Raw genomic sequence first — 26,312 nt, forward strand, 5'->3', positions numbered from 1 at the left:
TCCTCGAGGGTCGCCACGCACGCACGCGCGGTGTCCCGTCGGCATGCCGGGTGCCGGGATGTCTCAGCGCGAAGCCAGGGCGGATGCCACGACGTCCAGGCCCTCGTGCAGCAGGTCGTCGGGGATCGACAGGGGCGGCAGGAAGCGGATGACGTTGCCGTGGGTGCCGCAGGTGAGCAGGATGACCCCTTCGGCGAGCGCCGCCTTGGCCACGGCGGCCGTCAGCGCCGCGTCGGGCGCACCGGTGTCGGGATCGACGAACTCCATCGCCATCATCGCCCCGCGGCCACGCACCTCACCGATGCGCGGGTCGGCGGCGGCGAGCGGCTCCAGCCGGCCGCGCAGCAGCCGCTCGAGGTGCTGGGCCCGCTCGATCAGGCCATCGTTCTCGAAGGCGTCGATCGCGGCGAGCGCTGCGGCGCACGCGACGGGGTTGCCGCCGTACGTGCCGCCGAGGCCGCCGAGGTGGGCGGCATCCATGATCTCCGCCCGGCCGGTCACGGCGGCCAGCGGCATCCCGGCTGCAATGCCCTTCGCCGTCGTGACGAGGTCGGGCACGATCCCGAACAGTTCGCTGGCGAACATGGCGCCGGTGCGGGCGAAGCCGGACTGCACCTCGTCGGCGATGAAGACGACGCCGTTGGCGCGGCACCAGTCCGCGATGGCGGGAAGGAAACCGTCGGCCGGGACGATGAACCCGCCCTCCCCCTGGATGGGCTCGATGATGACGGCCGCCAGGTTGTCGGCGCCCACCTGCTTGTCGATGAGGGTGATCGCGCGAGCGGCGGCATCCGGGCCGGAGAGTGCGTCGCGCAACGGATACGACCCGGGGACGCGGTAGACCTCGGGGGCGAACGGCCCGAAGCCGCTCTTGTAGGGCATCGACTTCGCCGTCAGTGCCATCGTGAGGTTGGTGCGCCCGTGATAGCCGTGGTCGAATGCCACGACGGCCTGTTTGCCGGTGTACTTGCGGGCGATCTTCACGGCGTTCTCGACGGCCTCGGCGCCGGAGTTGAACAGCGCGCTCTTCTTGTCGTGGTCGCCCGGGGTCAGGCGGTTCAGCGCCTCGGCGACGGCGATGTAGGACTCGTACGGCGAGATCATGAAGCAGGTGTGCGTGAACTGCGCGGCCTGGGCCTGTATCGCTTCGACCACCTTCGGGTGCGACGCACCGACCGTGGTGACGGCAATGCCCGAGCCGAGGTCGATGAGGGAGTTGCCGTCGGCATCGACGACCACCCCACCGCCGGCCGCCACCGCGGCCACGGGCACGGTGTGGCCCACGCCCTGGGGCACGGCGGCGACCTTACGCGCGAGGATCTGCTGGGAACGGGGTCCGGGAAGGGCGGTGACCAGGTGCCGCCGCTGGGGCAGGCCGGGTCCGCCCGTCGGCGTCGTCGGGCCCGGGTCGGTGAGTGTCATGTGCGCGAGCGTAGCGCCGGACGCGGACGCCGTCGTCCCCGCGGGCTGCGGCGGGCTCAGCGCGGAGCGTGGGCCTCGAGGAACTCGTACACCTCGGTCGAGTCCACACCCGGGAACGAGCCCGTCGGCAGCGTCGCCAGGAGCGTCCGGGGGGTCCGCACGTTCGGCCAGGAGTGCTCGCGCCACGCCGATTCGAGCTCGACCGGCGCGCGCCGGCAGCACACCTCCACGGAGTGCTTCGACACACCCCGGTTCGGGGTGTCCCTCCCGAGGAACCACTTCGTGTCGTCGAAGCGCACCCCCACGCTCACGGAGTGCGCGCCCTCGCTCGATCCCTCCACGCGGGCCGTGCACCAGTAGGTGCCGTTGCCGGTGTCGGTGTACTGGTAGTAGGGGTTGAAGTGGTCGTCGACGTCGAACACGACCCGGCTCGTCCACTTGCGGCAGCACATCTGGCCTTCGATGGACCCCAGCCGGTCGGTGGGGAAGTTCACGTCGTCGTTCTCATACGCCTTCGTGATCGTCCCGGACTCGTGCACCTTCAAGAAGTGCACGCGGATGCCGAGATGCACCGTCGCCAGGTTGGTGAAACGGTGGGCGGCGGTCTCGTACGACACCGAGTACGTGTCACGCAGGTCCTCGATCGACAGCGCACGGCGCGCCTTGGCGTCGGTCAGCGCCGGCACCACGTGCCCCTCGGGAATGAGCAGCGCTCCGGTGAGGTAGTTCGTCTCCACCCGCTGGCGCAGGAACTCCGCGTAGCTGTGCGGCTCGGAATGCCCGAGGATGCGGCTCGACAGCGCCTGCAGCACCGCGGTGCGAGGATCGGTCTGCGCCCTCCCCCGACTCGACAGGTACAGACGGCCGTTCTTGATGTCCGCGACGCTGCGCGTGGTCTGCGGCAGGTCGGGCACGTAGTGCAGCGTGAAGCCGAGGTGCGCGGCGATGTCGGATGCCGTGCGCTGCGTCAGCGGGCCGCCCGGATGCCCCACGGCGTCCAGCAGATCCCGCGCGTGCTGCTCCAGGTCGGGAAAGTAGTTGTTCTGCGTGCGCATCAGGCGCCGCAGCGCCACGTTCGCGCGGCGAGCCTCTTCCGGCGTCGCCGAGCGCTCGTCGCGCAGCCGCTCGATCTCCCCCTGCAGCGCGAGCATGGCCTTGAGCGCCTCGGTGGGCATCGTCTTGCCGACGCGGAAGGGCTCGATCCCGAGCGCCTGGAACGTCTGCCCCCGCATCGCCCGCTCCATCTGGATCTCCAGGGTCGAGCGCTCATCCAGCGGCTCGCTCTCGAGCAGCGCGTCCAGCGTCGTCCCCAGCGCCCGCGCGATCGCCCGCAGCAGGGTCAGCTTCGGCTCGCGCCTGCCGTTCTCGATCATCGACAGCTGGCTCGGCGCGCGGTCGACCGCGCCGGCGAGTTCGTCGAGGGTCATCCCCCGTGCCGTGCGCAGCTGCCGGATGCGCCGGCCCATCGTGAGTGGGTCCACCTCTTGATCGTCCGCCGTCACCGTCGACGTTGCTCCCGCGAACCGTGTGGTCATGCCGCGATTCTGTCACGAACGCAGAACTATCGGGAAAGTTCACACCGATTCCGGTCGTCGGCGACCCGCAACTTCACCGGATAGTGGACACACCACGCACCGCCCAGGGATCCGAACCGCGGATCACGGGTTGCCGCACCGGCCCACACGCCGGGTGACGCACCCCGGAACGCTCACCCGCACTCGCTCACAGGAGAACAGGGACATGACACCTGCAACCGCCACCCCGATGCGCACGCGCACCGGCCCCATCGCCATCCAGACCTCCGAGCCGACGATCGACGTCGCCGGCCGCCTCGGGCCCCGCTACGACGAGATCCTCACGCCCGACGCCCTCGCGTTCCTCACCGAACTGCACCACCGCTTCGGCGCGCGTCGGCACGACCGGCTCGCCGACCGCCTGCGGCGGCGCTTCGAGATCGGCAACGGCCACGACCCGCAGTTCCGCGACGACACCCGGCACATCCGCGAGGACGAGTCCTGGCAGGTCGCCGGCGCCGGCCCGGGCCTCGAGGACCGCCGCGTGGAGATCACCGGCCCCACCGACCCCAAGATGACGATCAACGCGCTGAACTCCGGCGCCAAGGTATGGCTCGCCGACCAGGAGGACGCAACGAGCCCCACCTGGAAGAACGTCATCGAAGGGCAGCTGAGCCTGCGCGACGCGATCCGCGGCGAGCTGTCGCACACGAGTCCCGAGGGCAAGCGCTACGAGGTCACCGCCGCAGAGACGCCCACGATCGTGATGCGCCCGCGCGGCTGGCACCTCACCGAGCACCACATCCGCTTCACCGACCGCTTCGGCCGCGAGATGGCGGCATCCGGCTCCCTGGTCGACTTCGGCCTGTACTTCTTCCACAACGCCGCGCAGCTCATCGCGAACGGACGCGGCCCGTACTTCTACATCGCCAAGCTCGAATCGAGCGAGGAGGCGAAGCTGTGGGACGACGTCTTCACCTTCAGCGAGCAGTACATCGGCATCCCGCACGGCACCATCCGCGCGACGGTGCTCATCGAGACCCTGCCGGCGGCGTTCGAGATGGAGGAGATCCTCTATGAGCTGCGCCACCACTGCGCGGGCCTAAACGCCGGCCGCTGGGACTACATCTTCTCGATCATCAAGAACTACCGCGGCCGCGGCTCCCGGTTCGTGCTGCCCGACCGCAGCGAGGTGACGATGACGGTGCCGTTCATGCGGGCCTACACCGAACTGCTCGTGAAGACCTGCCACAAGCGCGGCGCCTTCGCGATCGGCGGCATGAGCGCCTTCATCCCGAACCGGCGGGACCCCGAGGTGACGCAGCGCGCCTTCGAGAAGGTCGCCGCCGACAAGAAGCGCGAGGCCGGCGACGGCTTCGACGGCACGTGGGTCGCGCACCCCGACCTCATCCCCGTCGCCCGCGCCGAGTTCGATGCGGTGCTGGGCGAGCGGCCGAATCAGGTGGACCGGCAGCGTCCCGAGGTGAGCGTCACGCCGGCCGACCTGATCGACGTGCGCATCGGGCGTCCCATCACCGCCCAGGGCGTGCGCGACAACGTGTCGGTCGCGATCCGCTACATCGAGGCGTGGCTGCGGGGCCTGGGCGCGGTCGCGATCGACAACCTGATGGAGGATGCCGCCACGGCGGAGATCTCCCGCTCACAGGTGTGGCAATGGATCCACCAGGACCTCTCCACGGCCGAGGGAGACCGCATCACCCGCGACTACATCGAGGCGCTCATCGCCGAGATGCTCGGCGAGGTGCAGCGGCGCCCCGGTGACCGGTTCGACGACGCCGCGGAGGTCTTCCGCGACGTCGCACTGGGCGTCCATTTCCCGGCCTTCCTCACCCTCTCGGCGTACTCGCGCTTCCTCATCGAATCCGAGTAGTCCCCACCGTCAGCCCAATGAAGGGAACAGAAATGACCACCTACCAGGACGACATCGAAGCCATCCGGGCACTCAAGGCGGAGCACGGCTCCGCCTGGGATGCCATCAACCCCGAGTCCGTCGCCCGCATGCGTGCGCAGAACCGCTTCAAGACCGGACTCGAGATCGCCCAGTACACCGCCGACATCATGCGCCGCGACATGGCCGAATACGACGCCGACTCTTCGGTCTACACCCAGTCGCTCGGCGTCTGGCACGGATTCATCGGGCAGCAGAAGCTCATCTCGATCAAGAAGCACCTCAAGACCACGAACAAGCGCTACCTCTACCTCTCGGGGTGGATGGTCGCAGCTCTCCGCTCGGAGTTCGGGCCGCTCCCCGATCAGTCGATGCACGAGAAGACCTCTGTGCCGGCCCTCATCGAGGAGCTCTACACGTTCCTCCGCCAGGCCGACGCCCGCGAGCTCGATCTGCTCTTCACCCAGCTCGATCGGGCCCGCCTGGCCGGCGACGAGACGGCGGCCGAGTTCATCCAGGCGCAGATCGACGGCTACGAGACCCACGTCGTGCCGATCATCGCCGACATCGACGCCGGCTTCGGCAACCCCGAGGCGACGTACCTGCTGTCCAAGAAGATGATCGAGGCGGGCGCCTGCGCCATCCAGATCGAGAACCAGGTGTCGGACGAGAAGCAGTGCGGCCACCAGGACGGCAAGGTCACCGTTCCCCACGAGGACTTCGTCGCCAAGCTCAACGCGGTGCGCTACGCGTTCCTCGAGCTGGGCATCGACAACGGCATCATCGTCGCGCGCACCGACTCGCTCGGCGCAGGGCTCACGCAGAAGCTCGCGGTCACGCAGGAGCCGGGCGACCTGGGCGACCAGTACAACTCGTTCCTCGATGCCGAGGAGATCTCCGAGAGCGACCTCGGCAACGGCGACGTCGTCATCAAGCGCGACGGCAACCTGCTGCGGCCCAAGCGGCTCGCGAGCAACCTCTACCAGTTCCGCCCCGGGACCGGTGAGGAGCGGGTCGTGCTCGACTGCATCACGTCGCTGCGCAACGGTGCCGACCTGCTCTGGATCGAGACCGAGAAGCCGCATGTGGAGCAGATCGCCGCCATGGTCGACGCCATCCGCGAAGAGATCCCCGACGCGAAACTCGTCTACAACAACAGCCCGTCGTTCAACTGGACGCTCAGCTTCCGCCAGCAGGCCTACGACCTGCTCGCCGAGCAGGGCGGGGACGTCTCGGCCTACGACCGCGGCGACCTGATGAACGTCGCGTACGACGACACGGAGCTCGGCCGGCTGGCCGATGAGAAGATCCGCACGTTCCAGCGCGACGGCTCCGCGCGGGCCGGCATCTTCCACCACCTCATCACGCTGCCGACCTACCACACGGCCGCCCTGTCCACCGATGACCTGGCGAAGGGGTACTTCGGCGACGAGGGCATGCTCGCCTATGTGAGGGGCGTGCAGCGCCGCGAGATCCGCGAGGGCATCGCGACGGTGAAGCACCAGAACATGGCGGGAAGCGACATCGGCGACAACCACAAGGAGTACTTCGCCGGTGCCGCGGCGCTCAAGGCCGGCGGCCAGCACAACACGATGAACCAGTTCAGCTGAGCGCCCGAACGGGCGGATGCCGCGGCATCCACCCCACTCGGGCACCTCCCCGGCACAGGGAGAATCCCCGGAACAGGACGTTTCCACCAGGAATGCCCTGTTCCGGGGATTTCTCCTGTACCCGAATGTCGATCCGGGCTGCCGCCGGTGCGACGTGCTGTCGTAACGTCACCCCAACGAAAGGCAATCCGATGCGATACCTCATGCTGGTGCTCACCGACCCCGATCTCGATTCACCCGAGGACCCGCCCGTCTCGATCGAGGACTGGGTCGACGAGGCCTACGGCAGCGACCGCGCCGTCGAAGGCGACCGGCTGCGTCCGGCGTCTGAGGCCAAGACCATCCGGCGGCGGCGGCGCGAGGTGATCGTCAGCGACGGTCCGTTCGCCGAGGCCTACGAGCTCATCGGCGGCTTCGACGTGCTGGAGTGCGAGACGCTCGACGAAGCGGTCGAGCTCGCGTCGCGGCATCCGATGGCCACCGCCGGGGTCATCCAGCTGCACCCCGCCTGGCCGCTGGATCTCTGATCGCGACCGGTGGCTCCGCCGCGCTCACGCGTCGCGGCGGATCCACCGGAAGGTCGCCCGGCTGAGGATGAGCCCCACCAGCAGCCAGATCCCCAGCGCTATGGCCACCCAGCCGAGCTCCCACCCGTCGCCGGGCTCGAGCGCGGCGTACTCGTCGGGGAGGAAGGCCGCGCGCATGCCGCGCGCCATCCACACGAGCGGGAAGGCGCTCGCGGCGTACTGCAGCCAGTCCGGCAGCTGCCAGAAGAAGATGTAGACGCCCGAAACGAACTGCAGCACGAGGGCGATGGGCACCACGACGGCCGTGGCGCTGCGCCCCGACCGCGGCAGCGCCGACACGGCGATTCCGAGCAGCGCGGATGCCACGAGACCCAAGAGGAACACCCACGCGAAGGTCCCCCAGGCTTCGAGGGTGTCCGGCAGCGGCACCCCGAACACGACCGCCGCGACGGCGATCAGGATCGTCGCCTGCAGCACGCCGGTCGTGAGCACCTGCCCGATCTTGCCCGCGAAATAGCTCACCGGCGACAGCGGGGTGCCGCCGAGGCGCTTGAGGGTGCCGTCGGAGCGTTCCATCGCGATGTCCACGGCGAGGTTCTGAAATCCCGACAGCAGCAGCCCCGCCGCGAGCATGGCGGGCAGGTACAGCTCTGCGGCCGACAGCGGGGGCATCCCCGGTCCCCCGCTGATGCCGCCCTGGTCGTCGAAGATCGTGCTGAACAGGGCCAGCATGAACACCGGAAAGAGGAACGTGAAGAACAGGGTGTCGCCGGAGCGGAAGTAGCCGCGCACCTCGTAGGCAGCACGGTGCGCGCCGAGCGTGATCATGCTCACCGGCCGACCTCCTCGTCGATCACGGCCGCGCCCACGATTCCTCGGTCCGGCGCGGCCTCGGGATCGGGCTCCGGCTCGGGCTCCGACTCGTCGACCATGCCGAGGTAGATCTCCTCGAGTGCGGGCCGGCGGATCTCCAGCCCTTCCGGCTCACCCCCCAGCCGTGCGGCGAGCGCCGCTGTGAACTCCCAGGGCGTGGCGGTGCGCTCCTCGCGGACCACGCCCGCCTCGCGCCATACGACCCGGGGAGTGCGGGCCTCCTCGCCCCCGAACGTGGCCACGGGGCCGATCGCCTGCAGCCGACCGCGCGTGATGACCGCGACCCGGTCAGCGAGCTGGGCGGCCTCGTCGAGGTAATGGGTGGTGAGCAGGATCGTGGTCCCCTCGGACTGCAGCCGCCGGATGAGCTCCCAGAACTCCCGCCGCGCCTGCGGGTCGAAGCCTGTCGTCGGTTCGTCGAGGAACAGCAGCTCCGGGCGGCCGATGATCCCCAGCGCGACGTCGACGCGGCGCTGCTGGCCGCCCGACAGCTTCGCGATGCGCGTGCCCGCCTGCTGCTCGAGGCCGACCGCGGCGATCACCTCGTCGACGTCGCGCGGCCGCGGGTAGTACAGGGCGAACTGACGCAGCTGCTCGCGCACCGTGTAGACACCGGCCTGGCCGGCGGACTGCAGCACGATGCCGATCCGCGCCTTCCACTCCAGGCTGGCCGTGCCGGGATCGGCGCCCAGCACCGAGACGTCACCGCCGGTCCGACGCCGATACCCCTCGAGGATCTCGACCGTGGTGGATTTGCCGGCGCCGTTCGGACCGAGCAGCGCGAATGTTTCGCCCCGGGCGATCTCGAAACTCACGTCGTCTACCACGGCGGCGCCGCCGTACGTCTTGCGCAGGTTCCGCACCCGTACGGCATCACTGTCCATGTGACCAGCTTGGGGCCTGCGGGCCGCATTACCCAGTGTCCGCCCGATCGAGCACCTGTCGACTGGCTGTCGATTGCCTGTGCGGTGACCGGGATGCGTGTCGGGGTCGCGCTCGCGTTCGCGTCCGGCAGCGGCGGCATCCGCCCCGCCGTTTCCTCGGAGATCGACGCCGAATCGGAGCCAGATGCGGCATCCGTTCCGAAGAACCGCCGATCCCCGAACCTGCGGCGAGGATGCCACCCCGCGCCCCCGCACGCGCGGCATCCGCCGTCGACAAGGCACGGGGGCATCGCCCGCAAGCGCCTGCGGCTACGCTCGTAGCGTGACTGAACGCGCTCCCCTCTCCCGCAAGCTCTCCGCCATCGCCGAGTCCGCGACCCTGAAGGTGGATGCCAAGGCGAAGTCGCTGCAGGCGGCCGGTCGCCCCGTCATCTCGTATGCGGCAGGCGAGCCCGACTTCGCCACCCCGCAGTTCATCGTCGACGCCGCCGCCGAGGCGCTGCGCGACCCGGCGAACTACCGCTACACCCCCGCCGTGGGGCTCCCCGTGCTGCGCGACGCGATCGTCGCCAAGACGCTGCGCGACTCGGGGCTCGAGGTCTCGCCCTCTCAGGTGATCGTGACCAACGGCGGCAAGCACGCCGTCTACCAGGCGTTCCAGACGGTCGTGAACCCGGGCGACGAGGTGCTGCTGCCGGCGCCGTACTGGACCACGTACCCCGAGGCGATCGCCCTGGCAGACGGCATCCCCGTCGAGGTGTTCGCCGGAGCCGACCAGGAGTACAAGGTCACCGTCGAGCAGCTCGAGGCGGCCCGCACCGACAAGACGACGGTGCTCGTCTTCGTCTCCCCGTCCAACCCGACCGGCTCGGTCTACACCGCCGAGGAGACGCAGGCGATCGGCGAATGGGCGCTCGAGCACGGCATCTGGGTGATCACCGACGAGATCTACCAGAACCTCGTCTACGAGGGCGCGCGCGCCGTGTCGATCGTCGAGGCCGTGCCGGAGCTCGCGGGTCAGACCCTCCTGGTCAACGGCGTCGCGAAGACCTATGCGATGACCGGCTGGCGCGTGGGCTGGATGGTCGGCCCCGCCGACGCCATCAAGCTCGCCGGAAACCTGCAGTCGCACCTCACCTCGAACGTCAACAACATCGCCCAGCGCGCAGCTCTCGCGGCCCTGACCGGTCCGCAGGAGGAGGTCGAGGAGATGCGCCAGGCGTTCGACCGCCGCCGCCGCCTCATCGTCGAAGAGCTGTCGAAGATCGAGGGTGTCACTGTGCCGAACCCGCTGGGCGCGTTCTACGTGTACCCGGACGTCACCGGTCTTCTCGGCCGCACGTGGGGCGGCGTCACGCCCACCACGTCGCTGGAGCTCGCCGACCTCATCCTCGACCAGGCCGAGGTGGCCGTGGTGCCGGGCGAGGCCTTCGGCCCCTCCGGATACCTTCGCCTGTCGTACGCACTCGGCGACGACCAGCTGCTCGAGGGCGTGCGGCGCCTGCAGGACCTCTTCGCCTGACCCGGGTCGGATCCGGCACCGTCTCCGCCCGCGCGCCCGCGCCCCGCGCCCCGCCCGCACCCACCCGCTCACCCGTCGCAAAACGTCGGCTGCCGACACGCCGGACGACCATCCGCGACAGGCGAGCGCACGGCACGCGAGCGGATGCCACGCGAGCGGATGCCACGCGAGCGGATGCCAGGCGAGCGGATGCCGCGCGAGCGGATGCCGCGCGACCGGCGACACCGCGCAGGCCCCGCGCAGCGAAGCGCCGGCGAGGCCCGCTAGAGCTCGACGCCCACCAGTACCGGCTCGGGCTGCAGGATGAGACCGAAATCGGACTGCACCCGCTGCTGGATGAAGCGGGCGAGCTCGGCGATCTCGGCGGCCGTGGCCGAGCCGCGGTTGGTGAGCGCCAGGGCGTGCTTCGTCGACAGCCCGGCGCGCGATCGCGGCAACCGGAAGCCCTTGCGCAGCCCCGCATGCTCGATGAGCCACGCCGCGCTCACCTTGACCTCCGACTCCTGCGCCACCGGCGCCGGCACGTTGCCGTCGAATTGCGAGAGCGGGATGACGGTGATGGCCGACGCGTCGGGGGTCATCGGCCATCGCGGGCACTCCGGCGGGAGCGTTCGGGCGAAGCTCGCCGAGACGACCGCGTTCTGGAAGAACGAGCCGGCGCTGTAGGTGTCGGGGTCGGCGTCGTCGAGCACCATCCCCTTCGCCCGGCGCGTGGCGAGCACCGTCTGACGCACCCAGTCCAGCGTCACCGTGGTATCCGGCTCGAGTCGCAGCGCCTGACGCAGCTGAGCACCGCGCACCGGGAACTCACCGTGCCCGACGTCGGCGAGCTCCAGCGTCAGGGAGACGATGACCCCGCGCCGCTGGGGTCCCGTGCCGTAGTGGTCCTTGAGCACCGACGTACGAAAGCCCAGGCCGAGCTGGGAGGCGGGAACGGTCTCGACCTCGCCGGTCGACTCGTCCAGCAGCTCGATCTCGACGAGGGTCTGCACGATCTCCTGGCCGTAGGCACCGACGTTCTGGATGGGCGCCGCTCCCGCGGTGCCGGGAATGCCGGACATCGCCTCGATCCCGGCCAGTCCCTCGGTGACGGTGTACGCCACCAGCTCGTCCCAGTCGTGACCGGCCTGCACCCGCAGACGCACGAACCCGTCGCGGGGTGACCCCAGACGCTCGATGCCGCGGCTTCGGACCAGCACGACGGTGCCGTCGAACGGCTGGTCGGACACCAGCAGGTTGGAGCCGCCGCCGACGATGAGCCACGGCTCGCCGTCAGCCCAGATCCGTCGCATCGTGTCGACGAGCTCGTCGCGCGTCTGCGCCTCGACGAGACGCTGCGGGGTGCCGCCGACGCGCAGCGTCGTCAGCTGCGCCAGCGAAGGAGCGGGAGTGATCTCCGGCATGTCAGCGGCGCACCCGCACCTGGGCCTTGCCGAGCACGGTCGTCGCCGCACTGGAGACGGTGAGGTCGATGCGAAGCGTCTCCTCGTCGAGCGCGCCCACGGTGGCGACGACCTCGACGTCGGCGCCCGCTTCGGCGTCGACGACGACGGGGCGCGTGAAGCGCACGCCGTACTCGAGGATGCGACCGGAGTCGCCGAGCCACGGGACGATGGTCTCAACGGCCAGGCCCATCGTCAGCATGCCGTGGGCCAGCACACCGGGCAGTCCGACACGGGCGGCCACGTCGTCGCGGTAGTGGATCGGATTGAAGTCCCCGGATGCACCGGCGTACCGCACCAGCGACTCACGGGTGAGGTGCACCGTGCGCTGCGCGACGACGTCTCCGACGGTGAGCTCGCTCATGCGTCCTCCCCTCCCACCAGCAGCACCGAGACGGCCGTCACGACGTGGTCGCCGGCGGCATCCGTCATCTCGGTCTCGCTCGTGACCATCGCACCCTTGCCGAACGGGCGCACCGTCGTCACCGCCAGCGTCGCCGTGATCTGATCCCCGGCCACGATCGGCCGCGAGTAGCGGAAGCGCTGCTCGGCGTGGATCGTGCGCTCCAGCGCGATGCCCGAATCCGGCTGGGAGAGCAGCTGCTGCAGCGCGATGTCCTGCACCACCATGGCGAACGTAGGCGGAGCCACGACGTCGGCATATCCCAGCGCCTGAGCTGCGGTCGGGTCGGTGTGCTGCGGGTCGGTGGCGAAGACGGCGCGGGCGAATTCGCGCACCTTCTCGCGCCCCACGAGGTACGGCGGGGTCGGCGGGAGGACTCGGCCGACGAGCTCGGGATTCACGGACACGCGTTCCATCCTCCCACAGCCCCGCCGACCGTCAGCTGTCTACGACCGCCGCGAACGAAGGGCCCGCAGCGCCATCTGAACCGCGATGAAGGCGAGGAAGACGGTGAACAGGATGTTCGCGGTGAAGGGGTCCAGCAGGGTCGCGATCCAGGCGCCGAGCGCCGTCGTCGTGCAGGCGGCCACGCCCACGAGCGCTGCGGCGACGAGGTCGACGTTGCCACGGCGGATGTTGCCGATCGTCCCCGACAGCGCGGTGGGGATCATCATCAGCAGCGACGTGCCCTTGGCGACGAGGTCGCTGGTGCCGAAGAGCACCATGAGCGCCGGCACGACCACGACTCCCCCGCCGACGCCCAGAAGGCCGGCCAGGATGCCGGTGATGAAGCCGAGCGCCACGAGCCCCAGGCCGGTGCCCCAATTCAGCACCAGCTCGGCGTCGCGCGAGGGCACCACGATGAACAGCGACACGATGACGGCGACGAGGAACGCGACGAAACCCCAGCGCAGGGCGTTCTGGTTCACGCGCGCCAGCAGCCAGGAGCCCAGCTGGGCTCCCACGACCGCGGCCGCCGCGAGGATCAGTGCGGGAACCCACGCGACCGAGCCGTTCACCGCGTAGGAGATGACGCCCACCGTCGCCGTCGGAACGATCGCGGCCAGGGACGTGCCGGCCGCAAGCCGCTGGTCGAAGTGCAGCAGCAGCACCAGCAGCGGCACGATGACCGTGCCGCCGCCCACGCCGAAGAGGCCCGAGAGCAGCCCGGCCGCGAGGCCGACGCCGAGGCAGGTGAGGATGAAGCGGGGGGTGCGCCGAGCGGGCGCTGCGGAATCGGTCATCGTCAATACACGTCGTCGATCGCCCAGCCGCCGTCCGCCCGCACGAGGGTGTACTCGTAGGGGGATGCCACAGGCTCCGGATCGGCCAGGGGCTCGCCGGTCTCATCGGTCAGGGTGAGGAAGCTCTCCGTCGTATGCACGGTGATGACCCCGTCCGCCTGTTCGACGGAGTCGACCTGGATCTCGTATTCGTCGGTGGCCGCGCCGAATCGCTCGGCCTCGGCCTCGAAGGCGGCGCAGTCGGTGAGGTCGAGCGCCTCGCGGAAGGATTCGGTCGTGGTGCGGAAGTACAGCTCGCAGTCCGCCTCGCTCCACGCTTCGTCGTACGCCTCCACGACCTCGACCGCCACGCGCTCCGCGTCGCCGCCGCTGCTCGCGCCGCCGGCGGTGAGCGCACCGATCACCCGCGGGATGAAGACCGCGGCGAGCACGATGAGGCCGATGACGACCACGCCCACCACGACGAAGACGATCCACAGCCGCGACCTGGCAGGCGGGTCGGCCGGCGGCGCGTACCCCGGGTACTCGGCGGGGGCACCGGTCGCGCCGGCAGCCGGCGGCACCGGGAAGCCGCCCGGGTAGCCGCCCACCGGCGCGTCCGTGGCGCCGGTGGCAGGGTACCCGGGGGTCGAGGGCGTCGTGCCGGCGGGCGCGATGCCTGCGGCCGCCGCAGCGGCGGGGTCGAGGTCGGCCAGCGCCTGAGCGGCAGAGGGCGTGGCCGGTGCCTCAGGAGCCGCCTCGGTCGCCACAGGCGTCCCCTGCGGCGCGGGCTGCACGTGCTCCGTCCAGGCGGACCCGTCCCACCACCGCTGTGTGCCGCTGCCGTCGTCGTACCAGCCGGGAGGCGTCGTGGTCATGGCGTTCCCCTCGCTTCTACGGCGCCCGCCGCCGCGCCCGTCAGCCTATCCGGCGCCGCAGCGATGCTCCGCCGCTCAGTGCCGCGCCAGATCGGGGTCGGCGCCGACCCGCTGTCCGCGGTCGAGGCCGTCGATCGCCGCCATCTCGGACGCCGAGAGCTCGAAGCCGAACACGTCGAAGTTCTCGGCCATGCGCTCGCGCGAGTTGGACTTCGGGAACACGATGATCCCCTGCTGCAGGTGCCAGCGGAGAACCACCTGGGCGGGGGTCACGCCGTGAGCGGTCGCGGCATCCACGATCGCCTGCTCGCCGAAGAGGTCGTACTTGCCCTGCCCGAGCGGACCCCATGCCTCGGTGCGGATGCCGAGCGGCTCGATGAAGGCACGCAGCTCACGCTGCGCGAAGGCGGGGTGCAGCTCGATCTGGTCGACAGCCGGAACGGTGTCGGATTCCGCGATGACGCGCTCGATGTGCGACCGGTGGAAGTTGGAGACGCCGATGGACCGGGTCAGTCCCCGCTCGCGCAGCTGTTCGAGCGCACGCCAGGACTCCACGTAGCGGTCGAGATCAGGGCGCGGCCAGTGGATGAGGTACAGGTCGACGAAGTCCAGCCCGAGCTTCTGCAGGCTGAGGTCCATCGCGTCGTAGGCCGACTGGGTCCCCTGGTCGGCGTTCCACAGCTTCGTCGTGACGAACAGCTCGTCGCGCGGGATGCCGGATGCCGCGATCGCCCGACCGACGCCCTCTTCGTTTCCGTAGACGGCGGCGGTGTCGATGTGGCGGTACCCGATCTCGAGCGCGTCACTGACGATGCGCTCGGTCTCGGCGGGGTCGACCTTGAAGACGCCGAAGCCCAGCTGCGGGATGCTGTGGCCGTCGTTGAGAGCGAGAGTGGGAACAGTCATGCATTCCACCCTGGCACGGTCGGCGACGGCACGGGCGAAAAGGGTCAGGGTCACAGGGCCCGGGGCGCCTGCCACACCGCCTCGTGCACGACGAGATCGTCGAAGAGTGTCATGACGGGGCTCCGTCGCCCGAGGGGCGTAGCGGCATACCCGCGGGGGAGGTCGTCGACGAGCTGTCCGTCTCGCGGACCGCCCACCAGGAGGAACACCATGCAGGCACCGTAAGCCGGACACGCCGATGCGAGCGAGAGGTTGCGCAGGCGTCCGGCGGGACGTAAGGGTAAGCTCGAACAGCTCCCCGCTGGTCGGGTCGAATGCCAGTATTGGCCGGAACTGAGGAAGTGGCGTCTTGGGTACGCTTTATTACGGTGGCGAATCAACGCCCGTGCACATCGAGGATCGGGCGCTCGCCCACCTGAAGGTCGTCATCGCGACCAAGCTCCGCCGCGGCGAGAGCTTCACCGTCTCGTGGCGGCACCCCGACGACCAGCCCCGCGGGCGCAGCACCGTCTGGATCCACCCCTCGATTCCGCTTCGGTTCGTCTTCGATGACCCGGAGCCCGCGCAGCTGAGCCGCAACTGGGTCGAGGAGTTGGCCAGCAGCGCCAACTCGTCCGGTGGGATCATGCTGATCTCCGAGCACTTCGACACTGAGACGATCGACGTGGTCGCCGACGGCCAGCAGTCGTCCGCTTCGCTGACGTGACAGTCGGGCGGCCCCAGCCTCCGGGCGCGCCGCCAAGAGGCTAGCCAGCCTCCCACGACCGGTCAATCCCCTTATGGCGGGGAGCCGGGCAGTCCTTAGGTGTTCCCACCCGCTCGCTTCTCGGGCGGCAGGGGAGGCGGACATGCACGGACGTGTGGAACGACGGGTCGTGGCTCTGACGCTCTCGGCCCTTGCACTGACGACGGCGGGGTGCGCCGTCGGCACCGGAGGAACCGACGACAGCGATGCCCAGTACGACCCGACGGCGGATCTCAGCGGTGAGCTGTCGGTCATGGGGTTCTCCGGCGTGGACGAGGTGGCGACCGCCCGCATGGAGCTGGCCGAAGAGGCCATGCCCGAGGTGTCGGTGACCCTCGCCGAGGGAGACCTGGACCTGCAGCAGCTGCTGTCGGCCGTCGCCACCGGCGAACCGCCGGATCTGGTGTACGCCAACCGCGACCAGATCGGCTCGCTCGCCGCACGCGGCGCGGTGATCCCCCTCGCCGGGTGCATCGAGGGCGAGGGCATTCCCACCGAGGACTTCGTGGAGCCCGCGCTGGCGCAGGTCACTCTGGGCGGCGAGGTCTACGGCATCCCGGAGTTCAACGCCGTGCAGCTGACGATGGCGAACGCCGACCTGCTCGGGGCGGCCGGGCTGACGATCGATGACGTCAACGGCTCGGACTGGGAGGCGATGTCCGCCGCCAGCGAGGCGATGACCGTGGGCGACGGCGGGTCGCTCTCGGTGATCGGGGTCGACAGCAAACTTCCCGAGTTCCTGCCGCTGTGGGCGAAGGCGAACGGCGTCGAGCTCATCTCGGAGGACGGGCGCACCGCGAATCTCGATGACCCCGGCGTCGTCGAGGCGCTCGAGTGGGCCGTGTCGATCTACGACGACCAGGGCGGCTTCAGTGCCGTGAAGGCCTACCGGGACTCCGCCGACTTCTTCGGCGAGGGAAACCAGTTCGCCGCCGGCCTGCTGGGAGCCATGCCGATGGAGCAGTGGTACGTGAATGTCCTGAACGACGTCTCTCCTGACGCACCGTTGGCCTTCGACACGGTGCGGGACCGGAGCGGCGCGCCGGTCGCATACGCCTCGGGATCGGCGTGGGCGATCCCGTCGGGCAGCGACAACGCCGAGGCCGCGTGCCGTTTCGCGCGTGTCATGACGTCGCTCGACGCGTGGCAGGCGGCGGCGGAGGCGCGGCTTGCGGCACGCGAGGCGGACGGCAAGCCGTTCACCGGCATCCTCACCGGCAACACCGAAGCCGACGCGATGATCCAGGGCATGACCACGTCGGGCGGTGAGCCATGGGACACCGCGGTCGCCGCCATGTACGAGGCCAACGACAACACGTTCTCGCTCCCTGCGAACCCGGCGGACGCCGAATTCAAGGCGGCGATGTTCGACGCGGTGAACGCGGTGCTCAACGGCCAATCCGACCCGGAGACCGCGTTGGCGCAGGCGCAGCAGGCTGCACAGGAGGCGCTGGACGCCGGATGGGCCGACATCGAGTCAGGCGAGTGATGGTGGCCGCGGCAGCCTCTGCCGTCGCACCCGACGCGTCGCGGGAACGTTCCCGCCGTCGCGCGCGGCGACGCTACGTGCGCTCGGCGTTGCTGTTCCTCAGCCCGTGGATCGTCGGTTTCCTCGTCTTCACCGCCTGGCCGCTGATCTACAGCGCGTACCTGTCCTTCACCGACTACGACGTGATCAACGACCCCGAGTTCGTCGGGACGGCGAACTACACGCGCCTGTTCGAAGACCCCAAGATCGCTCTGGCCCTGGGCAACACCGTGATCTTCACCCTGCTGCAAGTGCCGTTGTACGTCCTCGTCTCGCTGGCGCTCGCCCTGCTGCTTGACCGGGCGGGGCGTTCGGCGGGCTTTTTCCGGACGGTGTTCTTCCTCCCCAAGATGACGCCGCCGGTGGCCGTGGGGGTGCTCTTCCTGCTGCTGTTCAACGGCCAGAGCGGCCTGATCAACACGGTGCTGGGGTGGTTCGGGATCGACGGGCCGGCGTGGACGACGGACCCGGCCTGGGTCAAACCGGGCCTCGTGCTCATGAGCCTGTGGACGGTGGGCGCGTCGATCATCATCCTGCTGGCGGCGCTGCAGAGCGTGCCGATCGAGTTGTACGAGTCGGCTCGCATCGACGGCGCCGGATTCTGGCGCCAGTCCCTCAGCGTGACGCTGCCGATGATCAGTCCCGCGCTGTTCTTCATCGTCGTGGTCAACACCATCGGGGGGCTGCAGACATTCGACGAGGCCTATACGGCCTTCTTCGGGTCGGGCAACACCACCTACAGCAACGACGCCGCGCTCTTCTATGTCATCTACCTGTTCCAGCAGGCGTTCGAGTTCCTGAACATGGGGTACGCCTCCGCCATGGCGTGGGTGCTCTTCGCGGTCATCATGGCGATCACCGCGGTACAGCTCGCCGTCTCGCGAAAGCTCGTCTACTACGAGGCGGAGGATCCGCGATGACCCAGAGCCTTCCCGATCGCACCGTGCCCGTCGCCCTGGCGCCGGCCGCCGGTGCGGCGCTCTCCCCCGCGGCCGACGAGGTCCGCCCGCGGCAGAACCGCCCGTCGCGACGGCGTCGCGTCGAGCAGGGGTTCGTGCTCGCCGCTCTCGTCGTCTTCGCCGTGATCTTCGCCTACCCCTTCGTGTGGCTGGTGAGCGCGTCGTTCAAGCCGCGAGGCGAGGTGTTCGACAACAAGCTCATCCCCGATACGTTCACCGTCGAAAACTACGTGCGCGTGTGGCAGGAGGCTCCCCTCGCGCTGTGGCTGCTGAACACGCTCATCGTGACGGTGCTGGCTGCCGTCACCGTCACCATCTCGAGCGCCATGGTCGCATGGGGGTTCGCATACTTCCGCTTCCGCGGACGCGGCGTGCTGTTCGGGCTGGTGCTGGCCAGCATGATGCTCCCGGGGGCGGTGACCATGATCCCGACGTTCCTCATCTGGAACGCCCTGGGGCAGATCGGCACGCTCACCCCGATGTGGGCGCAGAATCTCTTCGCGAGCGCCTTCTACGTCTTCCTCATCCGCCAGTTCATGCTCGGCCTTCCGCGTGAGCTGTTCGACGCCGCGCGCGTCGACGGGGCGTCGCAGTGGGGCCTCTTCTGGCGTATCGTCCTGCCTCTGAGCAAGCCGGCGATCGCGGTGACGCTGGTGTTCGAGGTGCAGGCGGTGTGGACCGATCTCATGCGGGCGCTGATCTACCTGCGCGATGCCTCGACGTTCACCATTCCGCGCGGACTCAAGTCGCTCGTGGACTCGTTCGGGTTCGGCGGCGAGTGGCACTGGGAGATCATCATCACCGCCAGCGTCATCGCCACGGTGCCGATGATCCTCATCTTCTTCCTCGGGCAGCGGCAGATCATCCGAGGGGTGGGGGCCGGGGCGCTCAAGGGCTGAACGCAGAGAGAGGCGCCGGCACCCCCGTCCCCCGCGGGGCGGAGCTCCGGTGTCACTTGATGCCGGCGGTCGCGACCCCCTGGATGAAGTACTTCTGGAGGAACAGGAACAGGATGAGCACCGGCAGCAGCACGACCACGGCCCCCGCCAGCAGAATGCCGAACTCCGTCGTGTTGGATGCCTGCGATGCCACCGCCAGCGCGACGGGCAGGGTGAAGGTGTCCTCGCTCTGCGCCACGATGAGCGGCCACAGGAAGGAGTTCCACGAGCCGAGGAACGACAGGATCGCGATGGTGGCCACAGGCGGTCCCGACAGCGGCAGGAAGATGCCGAAGAACAGGCGCGCCTCGCCCGCGCCGTCGACGCGGGCCGCTTCGAGCAGCTCCGTCGGCAGCGAGTACGCGAACTGGCGCATGATGAACACCGACAGGGGCGTCACCAGCAACGGGGCGAAGATGCCCGCGAGCGTGTTGACGAGGCCCAGCTGCACGACGACGAGGAACTGCGGCACGAAGATCGCCACGTACGGCACGATCCACGCGAAGATGACGGCCGAGAAGACCAGGTTCTTTCCCCGGAACTCCAGCTTCGCCAGCGCGTAGCCGGCCATCGAGCTGAACAGCACGTTGGCCGAGACCGCCACGATGGAGACGATCGCGCTGTTGACGAAGTACCGGCCGAACCCGTTCTCGGCGAACAGGTCGATGTAGTTCTGAATCTGGAAGGTGTGGGGGAACCAGGCGCCGGGGTCGGACATGAACTCGGCCTGCGTTTTGAACGATCCGAAGAACACCCAGACGAAGGGCAGCAGCAGCAGGGCGACGATGGCGATGACCGCGGCGTAGAGAGCGATCGAGGCGGGGCGCGATGTCTTGTTCAATGCTTCGGCCTCAGCAGACGGAATTGCACGACGGCCACGATCGAGACGAAGACGATCAGCAGGAACGACCCCGCCATCGAGATCGCAGTGTTGCCGAACCCGAACTGCTCGTAGATCCAGAGGGCGATCGAACGGGTCGCGCCGAGGGGGCCGCCGGCGGTCAGCAGGTAGGGCTCCTCGAAGATGCTGAGGAACGACACCGTCATGAGGACCGTCACCAGCAGGGTCGCCGGGCGCAGCAGCGGAAGCGTGATCGACCAGAACCGTCGGACAGGCGACGCCCCGTCGACGGATGCCGCCTCGTAGACCTGCTGCGGGATGGCCTGCAGCCCCGCCAGGAAGAGCACCATGCAGGTGCCGACGTTGCGCCAGACGCCGAGCATCACAACGGTGGTCACCGCCGCGACGGGGTCGCCGAGCCAGTTGGGACCGACGACCCCGATGCCCTCGAGTGCGGCGTTCACGGGACCGAGCGGAGCGAAGGCGTACTGCCAGATGACGGCGGCCGCGACGATGTTGGTGATCACCGGCAGGTAGGCGGCGGCACGGAAGAGCGTACGCAGCCGGCGGATGCCCCTGTCCAGCAGCAGCGCCAGCACCAGCCCCAGTGCGACCGTGAGCGGGACGCAGACCGCGACGAACAGCGCCGTGTTGAGCATCGACCGCTGGAAGCCGGCGTCGCCGAGCACCCGGATGAAGTTCTCCAGCCCCACGAAGTCGACGGCGAAGGGGGTGCGGATGTCACGGGACGTGATGTCGGTGAGGCTCATGCCCATGGCAGCGAGCACCGGGATCGCGGTGAACGCCGCCGTGATCACCAGGAACGGCAGCAGGAACAACCAGGCCGCGCGCGCCTGCGCCCGCTGCAAGGAGTGCCGGCGCGCGGGAGGGGTCTGCCGGCCCGACGGCCGAGGCCGGGAGGGCGGGGCCGCGGCCCTGTCCTCCCGGCTCGGCGTGACGGCTGCCGACATGGCTACTGGCCGACGCCGATGGATTCGACCTCTGCCTGCGCGGCATCCAGCGCTTCCTGCGCCGTCGCGGTTCCGCGGGCGACGCGCTCGATCTGCTCCCCCAGCACCTTGCCGACCTGGTTCCAGGTGGGCACCGCCGGGATGGACACGCCGTGTTCCATGGCCTCGCGCACCTGGTCGAGGGCCTCATCGTCGGCGATGGCGGGCTCGTCCCATGCCACCTGCACGGTCGGCAGGTTGCCCATCGCCTCGAACCAGGCCAGCTGGGTCTCGGGCGTCGACGCGTACTGGACGAACTTCCAGGCGGCATCGGCGTTGTCGGCGTCTTCGAGCACGGCCCAGTTGCCGCCGCCGATCGATGCGGCGCGCTCTCCGTCGGGGCCGGCCGGCGGCACGAGGGCGGCCATGTGCTCATCGAGCCACGCCTCGCCGTTGGCATCCTTGATCCAGCCGCGCAGCCACGGGCCGTTCAGGACTCCCGCGATGCGGTCCTGCGTGAGGTAGGCCACCGAGTCGACGGACGTCGGGCCGTCGGGTGAGACGAACCCGTCGGCGAAGAGCGACCCGTAGAACTCCAGCGCCTCGACGTTCTCCGGGGAGTTGATGGTCCACTCGGTGTTGTCGTCGTTGATGATGCCACCGCCGTTCTGGTGCGCGAACGTGTCGAACTGCGCGGCGGTGTACTCGTCGAACGGGACCACGTAGAAGGCCAGCGGATAGGCGACGCCGCCGTCCTTGAGCGTCTGGGCGAACTCGCGCAGGTCGTCCCAGTCCTGCGGGGCGCCCACGCCGGCGGCCTCGGCCAGATCGGCGCGGTACTGGAAGACGCGCGCGTACGTGAACCAGGGGACGCCGTAGGACACCCCGTCGACCTCACCCGTCTTCCACACCGATTCGAAGAAGTCCGCTTCGTCGACCAGCCCATCCGGAACCGGCGCGAAGGCCTCGGTCGCGAACAGGGCCGGCTGATGCTCCGCGAAGACGTAGACGAGGTCCGGGACCGTGCCCGCGGCGATCGCCGCGGTCATCTTGGTGACGAATTCCTCTTCGGGGATCGGCGTCATGTCGATCTCCACGTCGGGGTTCTCGGCGATGAAGTCGTCGAACAGCGTCGGCAGCTCCTCGGCCTCGGCCCCCGCCGCCCACAGCTCGATCGTTCCCGTCGCCGGCCCGTCAGTCACGGAACCGGCATCGCCGTCTGCCGAACCGCCGTCATCCGGTCGTCCACATCCGGCGAGGATCAGCGCGGCGGTCGTGACCGCGACGGCCGCGCCGATCGGACGGATCCGTCTCCGTGTCGGGATGCTCATGATGCGAGTCCTTTCTCGATCAGGCGATGCATTGATTGTGAGGGAGGATCCGCGCAGGCCGCGCCTCGCCGTCGGCGAGTTCCGCCGCCCCCACAGCTGATAGTGCAATGTCGCGCTTCCGTGCGGCCACCATTGCCCCGGACGGTCGGTTCTGATAACGGGACGGGCTCGCCGCTGCGTGTCAACCCGGTACCGCCGCACAGCGGGTGTCCGGGACGGTGGACTGAAGGAAGGGAGTACCGCCATGAGCGATGCACAACGCCCGCACGAGAAGCACTCCGACGACGCGATCTCAGACTCGGGGGCACCCACAGACGCGGTGACGGATGAGGTTCGCGAGGATTCCTCCGGGCTGCAGTCGCCCACGGGGAAGGACTTCCCCGACATCCCCGCCCAGACCCACCCCTGACCGCCACCTCCGGCGCACGGGCGGCGACACCCTTCCGTTACGGCAGGGAAGAGACGCTCAGAGCACACCCAAGCGAGCGACGAACTCATAGGCCGCTGCGAGTTGCTGCGCCAGCCTCTCGCGGCGCTCCACCGCCTCGGCACGGATCTCGTGGAGCCGGGCGCGCATGGCCGGGTCCTCGGGATGCGCGCTCAACGCGTCGACGACCCTCAGCAGGTCGGCCATCTCCTCCAGCGTGTAGCCCAGCGGCTTCATGCGCCGGATGAGCAGCAGGCGCTCCTCGTCGGTGCGGGTGTAGAGCCGGAAGCCGCCCTCGGTGCGGCCCGTCGGCACCAGCAGGCCGATCTCGTCGTAGTGACGGATCGTGCGGTGCGACAGCGCGGTGCGCTCCGCGAGTTCGCCGATCTGCATCATGCGCGATGCGTCCGCCGCGCCAGATTCGGGCGCCGAGCCGCTCTCCGCGGCGGACGGCTGCTGCGACGTCTCCATGCCTGCTCCTCCCGCCGTCCGTCCACTGTCCCACAGGCTTGCGAACGCCTGGTCGGCTCAGGGATCCTCGGGGGTGTCGCGGCGCACGGCGGAGGTCAGCGCGGCCGATTGGATGCCGATCGCGGTCACTTCCGCCGCCATCTCGCCGATCACCGCCCCGACGGCTCCGCCGACGACGGCGAGGACGCAGATGGCCGGCACACCGACGCACGCTGCCGCGGTCGCCGACAGGGTGAGGGCGTGGATGCGCCCGTACCGCACCAGTCCCAGGGGTCCGGTGGCGCGCGAGACGCACACGAGCGCCAGCACGACACCCGACGCCAGCGCGAGAACCGGGTCGATGTCCACCGCACCGCTGAACAGGAAGCGGCTGATCCAGGGAGCCAGCAGTGCGAAGCCCGCGCCCGCGACGACCCCGGTCGCCGCGTTGACGAGGATCGCGTCGCGGGTGCGGTGGCGACGCTCGCGTGCCGTCGAGGCGGAACCGACCCAGTTCTGCATCGCGTTGGGCAGCGCGATGAGAATCGAGAGCGCCATGCGCATCAGGCGGTCCGCGGCTGCGAAGGCCGCGAGCGCCGACGGCGCGAAGCCGGCCACGAGCGTCACCGGAAGCGCCATGTACAGTGCAGCGATCGAGCGTCCGCTCATCGCCGCCCACTGCGACCTCATCGAGAGCAGATCGCCGCGAACGGTGAACCCGGCGCGGCCGGTGCGCTCGTCCCTCGCCAGCGCCAACGCGGCCAGCGGGCTGTAGAGCACCGCGAGGAGGTAGGCGGTCGGCACCACCCAGATGGGCGCGCCCGCAGCGACGGCGAACGCCGCCGCCGTCACCATGAGCGCCCGGGGAAGCGCCTCGGAGGTCAGGATGCGGAGGGGCTTTCCCACCCCCGTGAAGTACCAGTTGCACGACAGCCCGGTCACGGCGCTCGCCAGCGCCATCAGGACCGTCGTGGTCTCGTGCTCCGAGCCCGTGACATGGGTCAGCAGGATCGCCAGCACGACCGCCACCGGCGCGAGGACGAACAGGGCGAGCCCGCGGGTGCGCAGCGACTGCAGGAGCGTCTGCCAGCGCCGGCCGGGAGGCTCCGCCGCCACCCGCTGGGGTCCCGTGAGGGGCCACCCGAGCTCGACGACGACGCACACGAGTGAGCCGATCGAGATGCCCAGCGCATAGGCCTCCCAGCCCTGCGCGCCGGCGGACGCCGTGATGGCGGGCACGGCGACCAGCGGCGTCACCGCGCTGAGTGCCGGCACCAGCAGAAAAGCCGACAGGTACAGCAGTCGTCGCACGCGTGTCCCCCCTCGACGCCGGCGCCGCGTTCCCCCACGAAGCCGACCGCGCCAGTGCCTCGGTCGCACCAGTGTGCCAGGTCGTCGCAAAATATCCAGTAAGGGAAGGGTTGGCTGCCGCCGTCAGCGTTCGACGTTGCCCTCAACCACGACGCCGCCGGGCGCGTCGACGGCCGTGCCGACGTCGCTGATGACGTTGTCGGTGACCTGGCCGGGGCTGCCCTCCACCCGCACTCCCGCCCGCGCGCCGGAACCGCCGCGCAGCTCGTTGCGGTCGATGACGAAGTCCGAGTCGCCCTCGACGGCCACACCGTTCGCGCTGAACCCCGAGAGACGGTTGTCGGTCACCCGCAGCCCTCGCACCGGTCCCGCCGTCGCGATGCCGTCCTCGACCGCGCCGTTCTCGGTCGCGCCGGTGTTGCCGTCCACCGTGATGTCGGTGGGCACCTGATTGCCGGTGGCCTGCACGATGACGTAGGCCCGCGCCGTCGCCCCTTCGGCGACGAGGAGGGAGTTGCCCGTCACCAGGGCGCGCTCCACCCCGCCGTAGATCATGATCGGACCGCGCTGGGGGTTGTAGTTCTTTCCCTGCTCGTCCTCCGCCGTGCGGGTGTAGATCACGGTATTGCCGCTGACCACGCTGTCATGGGACTGCAGGATGATCGCGATCCCCCACCACGTGGCATCCGCCACGGTGTTGCCGGTGATCGTGGTGTGCGCCACGTTCTCGCTGACGATCGACCGGCGGAAGGTGCCGTAGACGACGTTGTCCGAGATGGTGACCATCGAGGCGGAGTGCGGGGCGTCGGCGGCGTTGTCGAGCGTGATGCTCTCGGTGTGGATGCCGACACGGGCGTCTGTGCCCGGCTTCGCATTGACCACGTTGCCGGTGACCGTCGCCTGCGCACCCCACACGACGATGCCGTCCCCGCGGTCCTCTCCCAGGTTCTCCTGCGAGTCGGGGCCGCCACCGACACCCACGATGTCCTTGACACGGTTGCCGGCGATGATGATGTCGTGGTACTCGCCGCCGTAGCGCACGGCGATGCCGTTCTGGAACGACTCCAGATGGTTGCCGATGATGCGCACGTCGGATGCCTTGATCTCGATGCCGTAGTTGCGGTCCCCGTCGGCCGATCCCAGCTCGTTCGGGTTCGTGAGCGTCACCCCGCTGATCTCGACGTTGTCGCCCACGACGCTCATTGCGGCCGATTCGGCGATGCCGCCGGTCCACCGCAGCTCTCCCCCGCCACGGACGATCGTGCGCTCCGGGATCTCGATCGTGCCGTCCAATTGGATCACGCTGCCGGCGGGCACTTCGAGCACGCGCACCCCCTCGGCCGGCATGCTGGCGATGAAGGCGCGTACCCCGTCCGTCGACACGGTCTGACCGGTGGGATCGATGCCGGGTCCCGCCATCACAGCAGAGGTGCCCGCCGGCACCGTCGAGGTGATCAGCGGAACGAGCGAGGTCTGCGTCGGGGCCGGCCCGCTCTGCGTCGTGACCGCAATCGGCGCGATCACCCAGATCAGCGCGGCCACCGCGGCGAGCGCGGCGAGCACACCGCCGACGATCCGCGCCCGACCCGGCGCCCCCCGTGGCGGGTCGGGCCGCGCGGAGGCGGGAGTGCGGGCCTCTTCTGATTCCCCAATCGAGTCCACACCGCCATGCTAGGGGGCGGGCGCAAGCCCCCCGCGGGGAGGGAACGGTGCGGGACT

The 26,312-nt window shown here is 69.6% G+C and carries 26 protein-coding genes; 9 read left to right on the plus strand and 17 right to left on the minus strand.

Annotated elements, in window-relative coordinates; all coding sequences use genetic code 11:
* Positions 1–63 precede the first annotated feature (63 nt).
* Both gabT and QNO14_RS11660 read right to left on the minus strand, forming a co-directional pair.
* Positions 64–1,422, minus strand: coding sequence for a 4-aminobutyrate--2-oxoglutarate transaminase (gene gabT, locus QNO14_RS11655; RefSeq protein WP_257505438.1), 1,359 nt, complete (start codon positions 1,420–1,422; stop codon positions 64–66).
* Positions 1,423–1,478: 56 nt separating this feature from the next.
* The gene (locus QNO14_RS11660; protein ID WP_374113929.1) at positions 1,479–2,957 is read right to left on the minus strand and encodes a helix-turn-helix domain-containing protein; all 1,479 of its coding nucleotides are present in this window, start codon (positions 2,955–2,957) and stop codon (positions 1,479–1,481) included.
* Positions 2,958–3,162: 205 nt separating this feature from the next.
* On the opposite strand from QNO14_RS11660, the gene aceB reads away from it, so the two are divergent.
* The 3 genes from aceB (at position 3,163) to QNO14_RS11675 (ending at position 6,982) form a co-directional block, all read left to right on the plus strand.
* A complete protein-coding gene (gene aceB, locus QNO14_RS11665; protein ID WP_374113930.1) occupies positions 3,163–4,827 on the plus strand; it encodes a malate synthase A in 1,665 nt (554 codons plus the stop codon).
* Between the two features lie 32 nt (positions 4,828–4,859).
* Positions 4,860–6,455, plus strand: a complete 1,596-nt coding sequence (locus QNO14_RS11670) for an isocitrate lyase (protein ID WP_257505439.1) — start codon at positions 4,860–4,862, stop codon at positions 6,453–6,455.
* Positions 6,456–6,646: 191 nt separating this feature from the next.
* Entirely contained in the window at positions 6,647–6,982 is a 336-nt protein-coding gene (locus QNO14_RS11675; RefSeq protein ID WP_257505440.1) for a YciI family protein, read from the plus strand.
* A gap of 24 nt (positions 6,983–7,006) precedes the next feature.
* Here the strand turns inward: QNO14_RS11675 and QNO14_RS11680 are convergent, their stop codons facing one another.
* Both QNO14_RS11680 and QNO14_RS11685 read right to left on the minus strand, forming a co-directional pair.
* Positions 7,007–7,810 carry an ABC transporter permease gene (locus QNO14_RS11680; protein ID WP_257505465.1) on the minus strand — a complete coding sequence of 268 codons (804 nt, stop codon included), beginning with the start codon at positions 7,808–7,810 and terminating at the stop codon, positions 7,007–7,009.
* A gap of 2 nt (positions 7,811–7,812) precedes the next feature.
* Positions 7,813–8,739, minus strand: coding sequence for an ABC transporter ATP-binding protein (locus QNO14_RS11685; protein ID WP_257505441.1), 927 nt, complete (start codon positions 8,737–8,739; stop codon positions 7,813–7,815).
* Between the two features lie 322 nt (positions 8,740–9,061).
* Here QNO14_RS11685 and QNO14_RS11690 point away from each other — a divergent pair, with 322 nt between their 5' ends.
* Entirely contained in the window at positions 9,062–10,261 is a 1,200-nt protein-coding gene (locus QNO14_RS11690) for a pyridoxal phosphate-dependent aminotransferase (RefSeq protein WP_257505442.1), read from the plus strand.
* Between the two features lie 263 nt (positions 10,262–10,524).
* Here the strand turns inward: QNO14_RS11690 and QNO14_RS11695 are convergent, their stop codons facing one another.
* From QNO14_RS11695 to QNO14_RS11725, 7 genes are all read right to left on the minus strand, one after another.
* Positions 10,525–11,664, minus strand: coding sequence for a UDP-N-acetylmuramate dehydrogenase (locus QNO14_RS11695; RefSeq protein ID WP_257505443.1), 1,140 nt, complete (start codon positions 11,662–11,664; stop codon positions 10,525–10,527).
* Position 11,665: 1 nt separating this feature from the next.
* Positions 11,666–12,067 carry a MaoC/PaaZ C-terminal domain-containing protein gene (locus QNO14_RS11700; RefSeq protein ID WP_257505445.1) on the minus strand — a complete coding sequence of 134 codons (402 nt, stop codon included), beginning with the start codon at positions 12,065–12,067 and terminating at the stop codon, positions 11,666–11,668.
* Complete coding sequence (locus QNO14_RS11705) at positions 12,064–12,513, minus strand: FAS1-like dehydratase domain-containing protein (protein WP_257505447.1); 450 nt, start codon at positions 12,511–12,513, stop codon at positions 12,064–12,066. Before QNO14_RS11705 ends, QNO14_RS11700 begins: the two co-directional genes overlap by 4 nt.
* A 39-nt stretch (positions 12,514–12,552) precedes the next feature.
* Positions 12,553–13,350, minus strand: a complete 798-nt coding sequence (locus QNO14_RS11710; RefSeq protein ID WP_257494137.1) for a sulfite exporter TauE/SafE family protein — start codon at positions 13,348–13,350, stop codon at positions 12,553–12,555.
* A 2-nt stretch (positions 13,351–13,352) separates the two neighbouring features.
* Entirely contained in the window at positions 13,353–14,207 is an 855-nt protein-coding gene (locus QNO14_RS11715) for a DUF2510 domain-containing protein (protein WP_257505448.1), read from the minus strand.
* Positions 14,208–14,282: 75 nt separating this feature from the next.
* Positions 14,283–15,113: an aldo/keto reductase gene (locus tag QNO14_RS11720; protein ID WP_257494135.1), complete on the minus strand. Its 831-nt coding sequence runs from the start codon at positions 15,111–15,113 to the stop codon at positions 14,283–14,285.
* 50 nt (positions 15,114–15,163) lie between these two features.
* Positions 15,164–15,325: a hypothetical protein gene (locus QNO14_RS11725; RefSeq protein WP_257505449.1), complete on the minus strand. Its 162-nt coding sequence runs from the start codon at positions 15,323–15,325 to the stop codon at positions 15,164–15,166.
* A 137-nt stretch (positions 15,326–15,462) separates the two neighbouring features.
* On the opposite strand from QNO14_RS11725, the gene QNO14_RS11730 reads away from it, so the two are divergent.
* From QNO14_RS11730 to QNO14_RS11745, 4 genes are all read left to right on the plus strand, one after another.
* Entirely contained in the window at positions 15,463–15,819 is a 357-nt protein-coding gene (locus QNO14_RS11730; RefSeq protein WP_257494133.1) for a DUF7882 family protein, read from the plus strand.
* A gap of 142 nt (positions 15,820–15,961) precedes the next feature.
* Complete coding sequence (locus tag QNO14_RS11735; protein WP_257505450.1) at positions 15,962–17,347, plus strand: ABC transporter substrate-binding protein; 1,386 nt, start codon at positions 15,962–15,964, stop codon at positions 17,345–17,347.
* Positions 17,347–18,306, plus strand: a complete 960-nt coding sequence (locus tag QNO14_RS11740) for a carbohydrate ABC transporter permease (protein WP_257505452.1) — start codon at positions 17,347–17,349, stop codon at positions 18,304–18,306. Before QNO14_RS11735 ends, QNO14_RS11740 begins: the two co-directional genes overlap by 1 nt.
* Entirely contained in the window at positions 18,303–19,244 is a 942-nt protein-coding gene (locus QNO14_RS11745; RefSeq protein WP_257505453.1) for a carbohydrate ABC transporter permease, read from the plus strand. Before QNO14_RS11740 ends, QNO14_RS11745 begins: the two co-directional genes overlap by 4 nt.
* A 52-nt stretch (positions 19,245–19,296) precedes the next feature.
* On the opposite strand, the gene QNO14_RS11750 is transcribed toward QNO14_RS11745, so the two are convergent.
* The 3 genes from QNO14_RS11750 to QNO14_RS11760 form a co-directional block, all read right to left on the minus strand.
* Complete coding sequence (locus QNO14_RS11750; protein ID WP_257494128.1) at positions 19,297–20,124, minus strand: carbohydrate ABC transporter permease; 828 nt, start codon at positions 20,122–20,124, stop codon at positions 19,297–19,299.
* Positions 20,121–20,993, minus strand: a complete 873-nt coding sequence (locus QNO14_RS11755) for a carbohydrate ABC transporter permease (RefSeq protein ID WP_257494127.1) — start codon at positions 20,991–20,993, stop codon at positions 20,121–20,123. The genes QNO14_RS11750 and QNO14_RS11755 overlap by 4 nt, the downstream gene beginning before the upstream one ends.
* A gap of 104 nt (positions 20,994–21,097) precedes the next feature.
* Entirely contained in the window at positions 21,098–22,405 is a 1,308-nt protein-coding gene (locus QNO14_RS11760) for an extracellular solute-binding protein (RefSeq protein WP_257505454.1), read from the minus strand.
* 244 nt (positions 22,406–22,649) lie between these two features.
* On the opposite strand from QNO14_RS11760, the gene QNO14_RS11765 reads away from it, so the two are divergent.
* Positions 22,650–22,814, plus strand: coding sequence for a hypothetical protein (locus QNO14_RS11765; protein WP_257494125.1), 165 nt, complete (start codon positions 22,650–22,652; stop codon positions 22,812–22,814).
* A 57-nt stretch (positions 22,815–22,871) separates the two neighbouring features.
* Here QNO14_RS11765 and QNO14_RS11770 read toward each other — a convergent pair whose 3' ends face one another.
* The 3 genes from QNO14_RS11770 to QNO14_RS11780 form a co-directional block, all read right to left on the minus strand.
* Positions 22,872–23,228, minus strand: coding sequence for a MerR family transcriptional regulator (locus tag QNO14_RS11770; protein ID WP_257494289.1), 357 nt, complete (start codon positions 23,226–23,228; stop codon positions 22,872–22,874).
* Positions 23,229–23,360: 132 nt separating this feature from the next.
* The gene (locus tag QNO14_RS11775; RefSeq protein ID WP_257505455.1) at positions 23,361–24,593 is read right to left on the minus strand and encodes a hypothetical protein; all 1,233 of its coding nucleotides are present in this window, start codon (positions 24,591–24,593) and stop codon (positions 23,361–23,363) included.
* 123 nt (positions 24,594–24,716) lie between these two features.
* Positions 24,717–26,255, minus strand: a complete 1,539-nt coding sequence (locus tag QNO14_RS11780; RefSeq protein WP_257505456.1) for a right-handed parallel beta-helix repeat-containing protein — start codon at positions 26,253–26,255, stop codon at positions 24,717–24,719.
* Positions 26,256–26,312: the final 57 nt, after the last annotated feature.

Origin of the sequence: Microbacterium sp. zg-Y625, from assembly GCF_030246925.1 — a bacterium.
Lineage (GTDB): Bacteria > Actinomycetota > Actinomycetes > Actinomycetales > Microbacteriaceae > Microbacterium > Microbacterium jiangjiandongii.